12 protein-coding genes are annotated in these 14,427 nt (G+C 41.3%); 11 read left to right on the top strand and 1 reads right to left on the bottom strand.

Translation table 11 applies throughout. The annotated features are described in order from the left end of the window. Nucleotides 1-6: 6 nt before the first annotated feature. Nucleotides 7-228 carry a hypothetical protein gene (locus KFV02_RS04395; protein ID WP_252380319.1) on the bottom strand — a complete coding sequence of 74 codons (222 nt, stop codon included), beginning with the start codon at nucleotides 226-228 and terminating at the stop codon, nucleotides 7-9. A 252-nt stretch (nucleotides 229-480) separates the two neighbouring features. Between KFV02_RS04395 and KFV02_RS04390 the strand changes: the two genes are divergently transcribed. From KFV02_RS04390 to rpsT, 11 genes are all read left to right on the top strand, one after another. Then, nucleotides 481-957 (top strand): chemotaxis protein CheW, encoded by a 477-nt coding sequence (locus KFV02_RS04390; protein ID WP_252380318.1) that lies wholly within the window; start codon nucleotides 481-483, stop codon nucleotides 955-957. A 137-nt stretch (nucleotides 958-1,094) separates the two neighbouring features. Then, complete coding sequence (mfd, locus tag KFV02_RS04385; protein WP_252380317.1) at nucleotides 1,095-4,544, top strand: transcription-repair coupling factor; 3,450 nt, start codon at nucleotides 1,095-1,097, stop codon at nucleotides 4,542-4,544. Nucleotides 4,545-4,681: 137 nt separating this feature from the next. Then, nucleotides 4,682-5,644, top strand: a complete 963-nt coding sequence (locus KFV02_RS04380; RefSeq protein WP_289510070.1) for a peptidylprolyl isomerase — start codon at nucleotides 4,682-4,684, stop codon at nucleotides 5,642-5,644. A 6-nt stretch (nucleotides 5,645-5,650) separates the two neighbouring features. Continuing rightward, nucleotides 5,651-6,586 (top strand): SurA N-terminal domain-containing protein, encoded by a 936-nt coding sequence (locus KFV02_RS04375; RefSeq protein WP_252380315.1) that lies wholly within the window; start codon nucleotides 5,651-5,653, stop codon nucleotides 6,584-6,586. Nucleotides 6,587-6,668: 82 nt separating this feature from the next. Beyond that, on the top strand, nucleotides 6,669-7,547 hold the full coding sequence (locus tag KFV02_RS04370) for a helix-turn-helix domain-containing protein (RefSeq protein WP_252380314.1): 879 nt from the start codon (nucleotides 6,669-6,671) through the stop codon (nucleotides 7,545-7,547). A gap of 2 nt (nucleotides 7,548-7,549) precedes the next feature. Then, nucleotides 7,550-8,269 (top strand): DNA repair protein RecO, encoded by a 720-nt coding sequence (recO, locus tag KFV02_RS04365; protein ID WP_252380313.1) that lies wholly within the window; start codon nucleotides 7,550-7,552, stop codon nucleotides 8,267-8,269. A 247-nt stretch (nucleotides 8,270-8,516) separates the two neighbouring features. Continuing rightward, nucleotides 8,517-9,395: a glycine--tRNA ligase subunit alpha gene (locus KFV02_RS04360; RefSeq protein WP_252380312.1), complete on the top strand. Its 879-nt coding sequence runs from the start codon at nucleotides 8,517-8,519 to the stop codon at nucleotides 9,393-9,395. 145 nt (nucleotides 9,396-9,540) lie between these two features. Beyond that, nucleotides 9,541-11,628 (top strand): glycine--tRNA ligase subunit beta, encoded by a 2,088-nt coding sequence (gene glyS / locus KFV02_RS04355; protein ID WP_252380311.1) that lies wholly within the window; start codon nucleotides 9,541-9,543, stop codon nucleotides 11,626-11,628. A 29-nt stretch (nucleotides 11,629-11,657) separates the two neighbouring features. Next, complete coding sequence (locus KFV02_RS04350) at nucleotides 11,658-12,302, top strand: DUF2238 domain-containing protein (RefSeq protein ID WP_252380310.1); 645 nt, start codon at nucleotides 11,658-11,660, stop codon at nucleotides 12,300-12,302. A gap of 58 nt (nucleotides 12,303-12,360) precedes the next feature. Continuing rightward, nucleotides 12,361-13,344 (top strand): nucleoside recognition domain-containing protein, encoded by a 984-nt coding sequence (locus KFV02_RS04345; RefSeq protein ID WP_252380309.1) that lies wholly within the window; start codon nucleotides 12,361-12,363, stop codon nucleotides 13,342-13,344. Nucleotides 13,345-14,064: 720 nt separating this feature from the next. Further along, nucleotides 14,065-14,328: a 30S ribosomal protein S20 gene (rpsT, locus tag KFV02_RS04340; protein WP_252380308.1), complete on the top strand. Its 264-nt coding sequence runs from the start codon at nucleotides 14,065-14,067 to the stop codon at nucleotides 14,326-14,328. Nucleotides 14,329-14,427 lie beyond the last annotated feature (99 nt).

Raw genomic sequence — 14,427 nt, 5'->3', positions numbered from 1 at the left:
TTTCCTCTATTTTATTAAGTATCGCATACAAGTTCTGATTTGAAGTTCCTGTACAATCAGCTTTTCATAATTAGTATTCGATAGGCCTTTGGGTTTGTGGCCTTCATCCTCCAAATATTTGTTCAAAAACTGACTTTCTTCCCAGAAGTCCAACAACTCTTCATCTCCAAGAGTCTTTAATTGTTCCTCCAGGGGGTAATCATCCAACTGTGGCAAAAATTGAGCCATTAGCGTTAAATCCTCCTTTAACTTTTTGTCTCTTCGTATAAGTTAGAAAGCTTTTACAAATTAATGTGTTTTTTGGCAAATAAATTTTAACTCATTTAATTTATTTGTTTTTATTTCTAGTGGGCTGCCTTAAAAAGCTTGGTTGATAAAAAAGAAGAAAAGAAGTAAGCTATAGTAATATAAAACTTATTGAGGATATTGAATTTTTGCTTTGGATAAGTTTTTAGAATCCTCATCCAGCAGGAGAAAGCTATGACTGAAGAATTGAGAAAAAAAGATGTTGAGCTTTTACAATTAGTCACCTTTAATATCGGGGATGAAGAGTTTGGTGTAGAAATCCTTAAGGTACAGGAAATTATCCGTATGTTGGAGATAACCAGAGTACCCAAAGCCCCTGATTTTGTGGAAGGAGTGATTAATTTGAGGGGTAAAGTCATCCCCATCATTGATTTGCGCAAAAGGTTTGGGATGGATTCAAAGGTGCACGATAAGAACACTCGAATTATTGTCATCGAGATCAATAACATGATCGTAGGTTTTATCGTAGATTCAGTATCTGAAGTTTTACGTATTCCTGCTGATACTGTTGAGCCGCCCCCACCAGTAGTGGCCGGTCTGGATTCTGAATATATTAGTGGTGTTGGCAAGCTGGATGATAGGTTGTTGATCCTTCTGGACTTGGACCGTCTGCTCAGCCGTGAGGAGAAGGATGTTTTAAGCCAAGTTTAGGCTATTATTTTTTTTTGAAAAAAAACTTATTTTTAAGCCGCCTCCAGGGCGGCTTTTATGTTTAACCTGGGGTGATAAATGTGTCACCCAATTTCTATTTAAACTAGTTAAGCATCACGATTTAAAGGTTATAAGCTTTGTTGGAAATTCATTTAAAGAAAATATTGGATAGATTAAACGGTGGTGATATTTGCCGGATATTTAAGTCCGGGCCGGCCACTCATATTTATTTGGCCTATTATCTTTTGAGTCAGGGTAAAGATGTTGCTCTTGTTTTACCTTCAAGTACTGATTTGCCCCAGTATAAAGCCATAATTAATTTACTTGCTACTAAAAAAGAAGACGCTATTGCTAATTTTTGGGAACAGGCCTGGGTATTTTTTCCGGATTTTATTCCGGAAAAAGATTCCAAACAGGTTTGGGCCCAGAGATGGTCGGCTTTATTCAATCTGACCAATAAAAACACGCCTAAAGCTATAGTTTCATCTGTGGATAACTTCCTGGCTCTTTTTCCTCCTAAGGAAGTAGTTGAAAATAGTTTTTTGTATTTAGCTGCTGGCGAAGAGTACCCTTTAGAGAAATTATTGGAGAAACTGATCACCTGGGGATATGAGCGGGTTTCCATGGTTAGCAGTCAAGGAAAAATTTCCCGGCGGGGAGACATACTTGATGTCTATACCCCTGGGTATGTTCATCCGGTTCGTATAGAATTTTTTGGCGATTTTATTGAAAATATACGTTTATTTGAGCCCATTTCGCAACGCTCAAAGCAGGAACTCCAGGAAACACTTATTTTGCCTGTTGCCCCCGACCTTATGGAAGAAGCCTATAAACAGGAGGCAAAGAAAAAAATTGAAAAGCTTTGGGTTACAGGAGAGATTTCCAAAGAACAAAAGTTCACTTTTTTTAGCGCCCTGGAAGAAAATAATCACTCCTTTCTACCAGGATTATATTACGAGAAACCAGCCACTCTGGAGCACTTCTTAACAGACAAAACTTATTTTTTACTTGTTGATGGGGCAAATTTTCGTTCACGTCTGGACGAAGCTTACTGGTCCTGGCAGGAGTGGGCTGATACGGTTGAGTTGCCTTTGCGTGAGATCGTCCATGCCCCGGCCCATGTTCATACTGTCTGGGAAAAAAGACCCCGGGTTTTTTTTGACAGCCTGGTTATGGGCCAGAAAACAGAACAGGCTTATATTGAGCTTCCGGAAAAGAAAGTCACATCTTTTTTTGATCTCTTCTGGAAGCCAGAGCATAAGGCCAGACCCTGGTCTGCCTTGCTCCAGGCTCTAAAAGAGTGGAAAGAAACATATAACCAAGTCATACTTTCCTTTCATAATCAAAAGTCCAGACAAAAATTTTTACAGCTAATTGCCGAAGAAAAAATTTTTCCAGTCACAAATTATACTCCACAAAAAAAAGGTTTGTTTGCTCTGGTTTCCAATCTTTCTCAGGGCATGGTTCTGGAGTGGAACCACATCCTGATTTTGGCAGAAGATGTTCTCCAACCAGACAAAGGACAGCGTCCCAAGAGGAGAGCAGTAGATTTCAAGGGACTGACCAGTTTTGAAGAGATTGCTGAGAATGATCTGCTGGTACACAGAGACTATGGGTTAGCCCGGTTTGGGGGCCTAAAACGGATTAAGGTTGGATCAGTAGCCAATGATTATCTTCTTCTCTTATATGCAGGAGGCGATAAACTATACCTTCCTGTGGATCGATTGAATCTTGTTCAAAAATACAAAGGGCCGGAAGGGATTAGCCCTGGCTTGGATAAACTCGGTGGTTCGGGATGGCAAAAAACTAAAGATCGTGTTCGTAAGGCAATTGCCAAGATAGCTCGTGATCTTGTCAACATGTATGCCTATCGCAAGGTGGCAAAAGGATTTAGCTATGGTGCTCCAAGTGAACTTTACTTTGAATTCGAGGCCAGTTTTGGTTTTGATGAAACTCCTGATCAGGAAAAGGCTATCAAAGAGGTTCTGGCCGATATGGAACGCCCCGAGCCTATGGATCGTCTAGTTTGTGGAGATGTGGGGTTTGGCAAGACAGAAGTAGCCATGCGCGCGGCATTTCGGGCTGTAATAGATGGTAAACAGGTGGCTTTGCTTTGCCCAACCACAGTTCTAGCTGAGCAACATTACCAGAATTTTCGGCAGAGAATGGAAGATTTTGGCGTTAAAGTTGCCATGTTGAGCAGGTTTGTCCCCAAAGCAAGACAAAAGCTTATTGTTCAAGCAGCGAAAAGAGGAGAAATAGATATCTTAATCGGAACACATCGTCTTTTATCCGGGGATGTGTTTCTGCCTAAATTGTCTTTACTTATTTTGGACGAAGAACAACGCTTTGGAGTCAAGCACAAAGAAAAATTAAAAAAGCTTCGCCAGAATATTGATGTTCTAACCTTAACGGCAACTCCCATTCCCCGGACATTGCAGCTTTCATTGTCCGGAATCAGAACACTAAGTGTTATAGAAACTCCGCCTGCTGAACGCAAACCGGTGCAGACCGCAATTATAGAGCGCGATCCGAAATTTTTGAAGGAAGTACTCCTCCGGGAACTTGAGCGAGGAGGACAGGTCTTTTGGGTCTATAATCGTGTCCAGGGGCTTGATCAGGTCGTTAATTTTGTGAGTCAACTAGCTCCGGAAGCCAGAGTAGCCAAAGCCCATGGCCAGATGCCGGAAAAGGACCTGGAAGAGACTATGCACAGGTTCTGGCACCAGGAAGTCGATATTTTGGTCTGCACGTCTATTATCGAATCCGGCCTTGATTTTCCTAAAGCCAACACATTGATTGTGGATCAAGCCCAGTTGTTCGGTTTGGGCCAATTATATCAATTACGAGGCAGGGTTGGACGCTCTGGCGAGCAGGCCTATGCCTATTTTATAGTTCCTGCTCTTGACCGGCTTTCAGAACAGGCTAGGAAAAGAATGCAAATTATTTTGGAGATGGACTATTTAGGAGCTGGGTTCCAGATAGCCATGCAAGATCTGCGGTTGCGCGGGGCAGGAAATATTCTTGGCGAGGCTCAGTCTGGCCATATAGGTAAGGTTGGTCTGGATCTTTTTCTGGAAATGCTTGATGAGGAGGTGCGTAAGCTTAAGGGAGAATCTAGGATCAGGGAAGTTGAACCGGAACTGAATATTGGTTTTACTGCCCATATACCTGAAGAGTATATAATTGATAGTAGTGAAAGACTTAAATATTATAAGATGTTGTCTTCTTGCACTACAGAGCGGGATTTTGACGAGATAAAGGCGGAAATCCGGGATCGTTTCGGCAAGATACCAGCGGAATTGGAAACTTTTATCCAGGTGCTCAAAGTTAAACAAAAACTTTCACTTTTAGGTATAATCAGAGCAGAACTTTTCGAGCAGAAATTGGTTTTGTCCTGGCCAGAAGATATGCAGAAGATTAACCCTCTGGCTCTGGTTAAGTGGATCGAGGAGAATCAGAAAGTGGCCCGCTTACTACCTCCGGCAAAATTGGAGTTGCGTTTAAGGTCTGATCAATCTATTGCCGAAGCATTGGATACAGCAGCGACAAAATTGGACGAGTTGGTTAGTTTGATAAATGAGTGAATGGGTATAGAGTGCATCTGATAGATGCACTTTGGTTGAGTAGTTGAGTAGGTGAGTAGTTGACTAGGTAGGATGGTCAGTGGATAGTGAAGGTGTAATTACATGAACGAGGTGAACAAATAACAGCGAAGCGTGATATGGTAAGGAAATTCAACTTTATTTTTTTATATTTGCTCCTCACATTACTTCTGTGGTTTAATATGGCTTGTAATAACAGTGGCCAGGAACCAGGAGTTGTGGCTTTGGTTAATGGGAGTCCTATTTATCTCCACCAATTGGAGGCCAACTATGATTTTTTACACCTGGAGTGGGGGGAAACTCTGCCTCCAAGTGTAGAGCATTTGCAGCAGGAATATGGTCAAATTCTGACAAACCTTATTTTGTATAAATTAGTTGAACAAGAGTTAGCGGTCAGGGGGCTGGAGGTTACTGATAAAGAACTAAAAGCCAGAGAAGAAGAGGTGCGTCAGGATTACCCTCCGGATGAGTTTGAAAAAATACTTATTGAAGAGTACATTGATTTAAATTATTGGCGGGAGCAACTTAGACTCAGAATTTCCTGGGAAAAATTTATTCAAGAAGTTTTAAGACCCAGGGTAAAAATAGATTTTCAGGAAGTTCAAGATTACTACCAAAAAAATTTATCCGAATTTTATCTTCCTGAACGAATAAAATTTTTAGTTTTTTCTTCTCCTGATCAGGGAAAGATAAAAAAAGCTTTAATTAGTTATAAAAAGAAAACTGAAGTAGAAGAGTTACGCAAAAAATTTCCTGATATGATTATTCATGAATACTTTATGCGTGTTGATCAATTGCCCATGATTTGGGCCGGTGAAATTAAAAAACTAAAGCCAGGTGAATGTAGTAAGATAAAAAACGATAAAAAAAGTTTTTATTTTCTTGTTGTCTTAAAAAAAGAACAGGCCAGTCTTTTGGAGCCTTTTCAGGCTTATTCAATTATTGAAGAAAAATTAATCCAGGAAAAAATACGTAGGTTATTTTTGGAGTGGGTAGAAGATACTTTGCAAAAGGCTGAAATTAAAATCAATGTAATGTTATTGAAGAAAAAAGAAAGTGATAATGTCAGGGAGGAGAATTAAAAAATTATGCTTAAGAAAAGTGGTTTTTATTTTTGTCTTTTTTTGTGTCTCTTTATTAAACCAGTTTTTGCAGAAGAAATAATAGATCGTATTGTGGCTATAGTGAACGGGGAGATAATTACCCTGTTTGAACTTAATGAGCGGGTTAAACCTTACTTGGAAAGGTTTAAAGGCAAAGAATTAGGTCCGGCAGAAAAGCAGGCTATAAGGGAACTGAAAAAGCAGCTTTTGGACCAGATGATCAATGATATACTTCTCAGGCAGGAAGCAGAAAAGTACAAGATTGAAGTCTCTGATATGGAGATTGAGAATTTTATCCGTCAGTTTAAGCAAAGAAACAATTTAACAGAAGAACAATTTCTAAACCAACTTAAATTGCAGGGTTTGACCAGGGAAGATTATAAAAGGCAGGTTCGCAATAATATCATTAAACACCGTCTTATCGGGGCCATGGTCAAACGGAAGGTGGTGGTTACGCAGGAAGAAATCGAAAGGTATTATAATGAGCACAAACAAGATTTTGACACTGAGAAGAAAGTCCACCTAAAGCTCATTTTGCTCCCGACCTTGGAAGAGGCAAAACAGATCAGGAACAAAATAATGGCCGGGGAAATGACTTTTGAGCAGGCAGCGAAAAAATTTTCTCAGGGCCCAAGCGCAGAAAGCGGTGGTGATCTTGGTTTTGTTAATTGGAAAGATCTGGCTAAAGAATGGAAACAGGCTATTAAGGGATTAAAACAAGGGGAGATAACTTCAGTCTTTAGCTTAAACAATAAGGGTGCAATTCTCAAAGTAGAAGAATCTTTATCAGGACAGCCAAAACCTTTAAAGGAAGTGGAAGATGAGATTCGGAAAATTATCTATCAACCCAGACTGGAGGAACGCTTTAGAGAGTACATGCGTAGTTTAAGAGAAAAGGCTGTTATTGATATTAGGATTTAGATGATAAAATTAAAAATTGGGGTTTAGGTAAATATTAAAACCTAAATAAAAGGTTTTAAGCCTTTATTAGTTGGGGGAGAAGATGGATTTATTAGAGCTTGGTCAAAAACTTAAAGAAGAAAGGGAAAATCAAGGCCTGACTCTTGAACAAATTCAGCAAAAAACCAAGATAAGTGTACAAATACTAAAGGCAATTGAACAAGGTGATACCTCGCTTCTTCCCCATCCGGTATATGCCAAGGGATTTGTCCAAAACTATGCTCGAATTTTAGGCCTAGACTGGAGAGATATAGGCGATCGGTTTGCCAGTCTTTACAGTGCTGATGAAGAGTATGAACTTTTGGAAGAGTTACCCACCTCTTTTAAAACAAAATCTAGGCAGAGACGTCTTTTTAAATTATTAAAGTTGATTCTTTTTATTGCCTTGGGGGCTATCCTGGCTTTTTTTGCCTGGTCGATTATTTCCTCGGTTTTCTTCCCTGACCAAGATATGCAAAGCATAAATAAAAATTCCTCTTTACTACAGGAAAATCATAGAAATGAGAGCGAGCTACCTCAAAACGGTAATGAAGTTATAAGTCAGTCTATCCCAAAACAGGATGCAAATAATGCATCAGGTGTGGATGATAAAGTTTCGAACACCAAAGAAACGGCGGCAAACGAAAACAATATCGCCAAACAGGAGAAGCTGCCCACTAAAAATGATCTGGAAGAGACAGATAAACAGGAAAAGGTGACCATCGACGCCTTTGAACCCTGTTGGGTACAGGCTGAAATTGATGAAGAGCAAAAAGAATTTTATCTTCGTGCCGGTGAAAAAATTGATCTCAAGTTTACAAAAAGTTTACGGTTAAGATTGGGCAATGCCGGGGGAGTAAAATTATTTTATAATGATGAAGACTATCCTCTTCAGGCCCAGTCAGGACAGGTGAAGACCCTGGAATTTGCCTCTTCAGATTAACAATGGAATTTACAGAGAAAGTACTTATTTTGCGTACAGGTAAATTCAGGGAAAGTGACTTATGGGTCAGGCTTTTATCTCCCTCAAAAGGAATTATAACCGCATTTGCCTTTGGGGGGTGTAAAAGCAGGCGCAGGTTCTGTGGGTGTTTGGATACTCTGAACCAGGTATTGTTTCGAATCCGGCAACATCCGAGAAAAAAATATTATAGTCTGGAAGAAGGGACGCTTATCAATGCTTTTATCCGACTTAAAAATAGATATTCCAGACTAGGTATGGCTGTAAACTGCCTTAGGTTTTTGCAACATATACATATCTATCCGGAAGAATCATCAGCCATTTATTCTCTTCTGCTGGATTCTTTGCATATTTTGGAAAACGGAGAAGAAGTTTCTTCTTTTTTTCCTTTACTATTTAAGGCAAGGTTGATTTTTGCCCAGGGTTATAAACCTTACTTAGATTACTGTGCCTCATGTAAAAAGGATTTGATGGCTATTAATAGGCCTTATTTTGCCTTTACTGAAGGGAAAATTTATTGTCCGGGCTGTTTAAAATTGGCAACTCAAGCTATAGAAACAAACTTTGAGGCCATAAGTTTTTTAAACAAACTACAGCAAGCCGGCCCGAAGGAGTGGGTTGTGTGGAATCCTCCACCTCAGGTCCGGCAAAATTGTGCCAAGCTTGTGGATGCCTTTGGTCAATATCATCTGGGGTTGTCTTAAAAGTCTGTGGGCAAACCTTACTTAAGAGAACAATTTGTCATAAATTTTTCAATACCTGTTTTCTTTCATGCTGGTGCAAATGCCTTCAAGAAACCAGGACTTCTAATCTGGTAGTCAAAATGGTTTGGCCACAGACTCTTAAAGAAATTAAAGATAAAGAAGTTAAAAAGTTAAGAGGCGACTCTAATAGAATGTTAAGAGATTAATAAACTGATTTCTCTTTTTACCTTATGAAAAGGAGATATTGATGAACTTTCAGGATGTGATTTTAAACTTGCAAAACTTCTGGTCTGAGTATGGCTGTGTCATTCAGCAACCATATGATATTGAAGTGGGTGCTGGAACTTTTAATCCGGCCACCTTTTTACGCGTAATTGGGCCGGAACCGTGGAAAGTAGCTTATGTTGAACCTTCTCGCAGACCCACAGACGGTCGATACGGGGAGAATCCTAACCGTTTGCAACACTACTATCAGTTTCAGGTTATATTAAAGCCTGCCCCAAAAGATGTACAAACCATTTATTTAAACAGTCTCAAGGGGTTGGGTATCGACGCCAAAAAGCATGACATACGTTTTGTCGAAGATGACTGGGAATCTCCTACCCTGGGAGCTTGGGGGTTAGGCTGGGAAGTGTGGTTAAATGGCATGGAAGTTACCCAGTTTACCTACTTTCAGCAGGTAGGCGGAATAGACCTCGATCCCATTAGTGTTGAGATTACCTATGGTCTGGAAAGGATAAGCATGTATCTGCAAGAGAAGGAATCTGTTTTTGATCTAAAGTGGAATGATGAATTAACATATGGTCAAGTCCACCACCAGGGAGAAGTAGAGCATTCCAAGTACAACTTTGATTTCAGCAATGCCGAGATGCTTCTGAATTTTTTTAATGCCTGTGAACAGGAGTGTTTAGAGTTGTGTGCGAAGGAACTGCCCTGGCCCGCATATGATTACTGTTTGAAGTGTTCACATTTATTCAATCTACTGGAAGCAAGGGGAGCTATATCAATTACCGAGAGAACCGGGTATATTGCCCGTGTGCGTAATCTGGCTTCCAGAGTGGCTAAACTTTATGCCAAACAACGGGAAGAAATGGGATATCCATTGATGGCAAAGCCTAACGATTAAAGAGCCCGTGGCCGAAACTTTTTATTCCAGTTTTGGTATCTTTCATGCTGGTACAGAGACTTTCAATCAGCGGTTAAAGTCCCAGAGGCTCTAAAACGAGATAGAAAAAAATACAAAAAATTTTGCTGTAAAACGGAGTAAGATTATGGCCCAATTTGTTCTGGAAATTGGTACTGAAGAAATGCCCGCCAGGTTTTTGTTAGGTCTAGCTCAGGAGATTAAAGATCTTTTTAGTCAAAGATTAAATGCAGAAAAAATTAAATTCGACGGTTTGGACTCCTATGTTACTCCCAGACGCCTGGTGGTGTATATAAGCGACCTGGCTCCTTGTCAGGATGAGGAAGAGCAGGTCATAACTGGTCCGCCAGTAAAGATTGCCCTGGACGAAAATGATAAACCAACCAAAGCGGGTTTGGGTTTTGCCCGTTCTCAGGGTGTAGATATCCAGGATACATTTGTCCTGGAGACAGATAAAGGCAAGTATCTGGCAGTGCGTAAAAAGGTAGGTGGGGCTGATACTTACGATATATTGCCTGAAATCTGTGTGCAGGTAATCTCCGCTTTGACTTTTCCCAAAAAAATGCGCTGGGCAGGGGACTTTACATTTGGCCGTCCGATTCGTTGGATTTTGGCCCTAATGGATGATAAAATTGTTAAGTTTAAGATTGCCGATGTAGAGTCAAATCAGCTTACTTATGGCCATAGAGTCTTAGGGCCTGGTCCTTTTACAGTAGGCAGTGCCGGAGATTATTTTCAATTGATAGAAAACCAGGGCAGGGTAGTTTTAGATTTTGAAAAACGTAAAGAAATTATCCGCCAGAAAGGTGATGAACTGGCCAGTGAAGTAAATGGCCATATCGCCTGGAAAGAGGACCTGCTTAACCAGGTGGCAAACTTGGTGGAGTATCCGGAGCCAGTACTAGGTCGTTTTGACTCAAAATATCTGGAACTACCTCAGGAAGTTCTTTTGACCAGCATGGAAACTCATCAGAAAAGTTTTGGTTTAAGAGATGAACAGGGTCAACTGCTGCCTTATTTTCTAACGACCATAAACATTGAGCCAGAGGACTTGGACCTCGTCCGCAAGGGCTGGGAACGGGTACTCAAGGCCAGGCTGGAAGACGCCAGGTTTTTCTGGGAAGCAGATTGCAAAACCCCTCTCAATGTATGGCTGGATGAGTTGGAAAAGGTCATTTTCCTGGCCCCGTTGGGCTCCATGGGCGATAAATCTCGTCGTTTGCAAAGACTGGCTGCTCATTTGGCAGAACTTACCTTTCCGGACTTGGAAAAAGATCTGGCCAGGGCAGGAAGACTGGCCAAGGCAGATCTGGTCTCTGAAATGGTTGGGGAATTTCCTGACCTGCAGGGAATAATGGGGGGGATTTATGCCCGTCTGAAAGGAGAATCTGAAGTTGTTTCCAGGGCCGTTGCCGAACAATATCTGCCCACGGGTCACAATAGTCCTATTCCCCGGACCAGGGAAGGGGCACTCCTAGCCATGGCCGATAAAATGGACACTCTGATCGGCTGCTTTGGTCTGAAAATGATTCCCACGGGTGCTGCTGATCCCTATGCTCTACGGAGACAGGCACTGGGTGTTATTCGAATTATCTTGGGGCATAACTTGTCCTTGAGCTTAAGTGAACTGATTGATTATACTTTTGCAGGTTATGACAACGTTGAATGGAAGTTATCCTTTGAAGACTTAAAACAGGAGCTTTTAAACTTTTTTGGTCAAAGATTGAAAGCATACTGGACAGGTCAGGACTATCCCACCAAAGTGGTCGATGCTGTTTTAGGGGCAGGTTTCGACCATATCTGGACCGCTTTTGCCCGCTTGAAAGCCTTGGTCAAGTTCGCACAGCAAGATTATTTTGAGCAGGCTGTGCTCACCTTTAAGCGTGCCGACAATATTATCCGTAAACAGGGGGAAAAACTAGGAGAAGAGCTAACTGGCGATTTTGATCTTTCGCTTCTGGAAGAGCCGGCCGAAAAGAATCTGGCCGAAAAAATCAATGAACTTGTACCTGTCTGGGAAAAGTTATGGGCGGACGAAGATTTTACCGGCCTGTTTGAGTTGTTGCTAGAACTTCGCCCCGTGGTGGATGAGTTTTTTGATCACGTCATGGTCATGTGCGAAGATAAAAAATTGCGATTAAACAGGTTAAACCTTCTCTTTGCTTTAACCTCCAGGTTGAGCAGGTTAGCCGATTTTTCTGCCCTGCAGGTATGATTTAGCTTAGGCTTCACTGTAACAACTGAATGAGCAACGGTAGTAAATTGATATTACGCAAGCGTTCGAACTTAGAACCCTTGCTTCTGCTAGCGATTGCTACCGTTGCTTTGATCATATCTGCTATTCACCCTTACAATTGGATAGTTTGGTTTCTTGAGGTCTTTCCTGTTCTAGTCGGAGGACCAATTCTTATTGTAACGTATCGCGACTTCAGGCTCACTCCTCTTCTGTATCGACTTATTCTTATCCACGCATTAATCTTAATACTTGGAGCGCACTATACTTATGCACGAGTTCCGCTTGGCTTTTGGTTCCAAGACCTTCTGGATTTGAGTCGAAACCACTATGATAGAGTCGGCCATATTGCTCAAGGCTTTATCCCGGCGATCCTTGCACGGGAGATCCTCCTTCGCCGCTCTCCATTGGTCCCTGGCAAGTGGTTATTCTTTTTAGTAGTTTGTGTTTGCCTGGCCTTTAGTTCGTTTTATGAGCTTATTGAATGGTGGGCCGCAATAATAGGTGGCCAGGCAGCGGACACATTCCTGGCGACGCAAGGTGACGTTTGGGATACGCAATGGGATATGTTCCTTGCTCTCCTGGGTGCCATCGTAGCGTTGTTGACGCTTTCCGGTGTCCACGATCGAGCCCTGGAGCAACTCCAGGAAGCATAAAAGTGATGGACCAGGACTTGCGTTCCGAAAAGCTGTTTTAAAGTTATAAAAAGTGAAGGTGCAGGAAATTTTCATACATCAATTAGCAAAAAGTATTAAGGAACTGTTAAGCGATGCAGTAAAGACCAGCTATGATCTCTTTAAGATCATAGTGCCGATTAGCATCCTGACAAAACTCCTTACTGATGCCGGTATCACTGATTACCTGGGTTTTGCTCTTAGTCCGGTGATGGAATTAGTTGGTCTTCCTGGCAGCATGGGACTGGTTTGGGCTACCTCTATGTTGACCAACCTCTATGGGGGCATGGTCGTTTTTGCCTCTCTTGCTCCGCAAGCTCATCTAACAGTTGCACAGGTCACCGTCCTGACCACTATGATGTTGGTGGCACATGCTCTTCCAGTTGAACTCAGTATTGTGCAGAAGGCAGGAGTGCGTTTCCGTTTCATTGCTTTTTTGCGTATAGCTGGAGCACTGACATTAGGGTGGTTACTGCATCATGTTTACACTCTCAAAGGATATCTTCAAACACCCAACAGGCTACTCTGGAATCCGCCTCCCCAGGATCCTTCGTGGCTGGCATGGGCCCAGGGAGAGGTAAAAAATCTCTTTTCGATCTTTCTGATAATACTTACCTTGTTGTTTATTATGAAGTTGTTAAAAAAACTCGGGGTGACAATGCTGCTTACAAAATTATTAGAACCTGTCCTTACAGCCCTGGGCATGAGCAAAGCAGCCGCACCCATTACAATTATCGGATTGACTCTTGGACTTAGCTATGGCGGGGGACTCATCATTCGGGAAGTACAGTCAGGAAATTCCTTAAAGTATGATATAGTTTCTTCTCTTGCACTGATGAGCCTATCTCATAGTTTGATAGAAGATACTTTAGTCATGATGGTTCTTGGAGGGGACTTGTCCGGTATTTTGTGGGGGCGACTTTTTTTCTCGCTCCTGGTTGTTTTTCTGCTAGGGAAACTACTTCGAAGAATACCGGAAAAAACATTTGATCGTTATCTCTTCCGGGCCTCTTTTTGCAATTAAGAGTCTGTGACCAAACCTTTTTATCAACTTAATTTCTAACCTCAACTTTCGGAGTAAGTTTACGAGCACACTTTCTTCAATGCTAACAAAGACTTGGACACATCTAAGGCTCGCTTGCGTACAGAGCATAATAGGGTATTTTGAGTAAACGAATAGTCTTTTAATTATACTAAGTTGAGCGTTTTTCACTCAATGGATGAGATTGCCACGGACAGCTTCGCTGCCCTCGCAATGACGATCTCGCTCCTGTCATTGCGAGTGGAACAAAGTGTAGCGAAGCAATCTCAAAGTTTGAACTGCAAAAAATTGCTCAATTTAAACTATAGATAGTTATGGTCAATATCGCAAAATATTTAGCCTATTCACCCCGATGCTCTGTCTTTTTAGCAAGCATCACTAAGATTGGGTTACCCAAGCCGTTTGTAAGGCATTTCAGAAACCACTATTTCTAATCTGGTAGTTAAAATGGGGTTTGACCACAGACTCTTAAGTAATTAAAGTTCGGCTATTTTTTATCAGTTACCGGAGATTGACGTTATTTTTTTAAGACGATTGGGTTAGTTATTTCATTTATCTGGGCGTTCACCAGTATATTTTATTAAAATAAATCTTGACAAAATCTATCAGCATTGGATAATTACTCAAATTTTGGAAACGGGAAGGAATTGTAAAATTTATATAACCAACTATAATAAGTTAATTTTTTAGGAGGGTTAGATTTTGGCCAATCATAAGTCAGCTCTTAAGAGGCATCGGCAAAGTTTGAAACGTCGTGCGCGTAACAGGTCTGTAAAGACGAGGGTTAAAAACGTAATCAAGTCCGTTCGTCTGGCAGCTGAACAAAAGGATGCCCAAAAGGCCGCAGAAGCTTTGCGCACAGCTACTTCCGTACTGGATCGAGCAGCCCAGAAAAAAGTTATTCATTGGCGCACAGCGGCCAGAAAAATTTCGCGATTGACCAAGCTGGTTAATAGTATCGGATAAAGGAAAAGTTAATATTGAATTTTTTCGTAGACCCGCCTTTGGGCGGGTCTTTTTTTTTTGAGTCAAATGATTTTTTGACTTTTTGGGTCGGGATTATTA

Origin of the sequence: Desulfovulcanus ferrireducens (assembly GCF_018704065.1) — a bacterium.
GTDB classification, from domain to species: Bacteria; Desulfobacterota; Desulfovibrionia; order Desulfovibrionales; family Desulfonatronovibrionaceae; genus Desulfovulcanus; species Desulfovulcanus ferrireducens.
This window is presented reverse-complemented; position numbering and strand designations above follow the sequence as displayed.

Excerpts from the sequence above, each read along its gene's own strand:
- KFV02_RS04395 (WP_252380319.1), bottom strand. The coding sequence starts at position 228 with ATGGCTCAATTTTTGCCACAGTTGGATGATTACCCCCTGGAGGAACAA.
- KFV02_RS04390 (WP_252380318.1), top strand. The coding sequence starts at position 481 with ATGACTGAAGAATTGAGAAAAAAAGATGTTGAGCTTTTACAATTAGTC.
- KFV02_RS04380 (WP_289510070.1), top strand. The coding sequence starts at position 4,682 with ATGGTAAGGAAATTCAACTTTATTTTTTTATATTTGCTCCTCACATTA.
- KFV02_RS04375 (WP_252380315.1), top strand. The coding sequence starts at position 5,651 with ATGCTTAAGAAAAGTGGTTTTTATTTTTGTCTTTTTTTGTGTCTCTTT.
- KFV02_RS04370 (WP_252380314.1), top strand. The coding sequence starts at position 6,669 with ATGGATTTATTAGAGCTTGGTCAAAAACTTAAAGAAGAAAGGGAAAAT.
- recO (WP_252380313.1), top strand. The coding sequence starts at position 7,550 with ATGGAATTTACAGAGAAAGTACTTATTTTGCGTACAGGTAAATTCAGG.
- KFV02_RS04360 (WP_252380312.1), top strand. The coding sequence starts at position 8,517 with ATGAACTTTCAGGATGTGATTTTAAACTTGCAAAACTTCTGGTCTGAG.
- glyS (WP_252380311.1), top strand. The coding sequence starts at position 9,541 with ATGGCCCAATTTGTTCTGGAAATTGGTACTGAAGAAATGCCCGCCAGG.
- KFV02_RS04350 (WP_252380310.1), top strand. The coding sequence starts at position 11,658 with ATGAGCAACGGTAGTAAATTGATATTACGCAAGCGTTCGAACTTAGAA.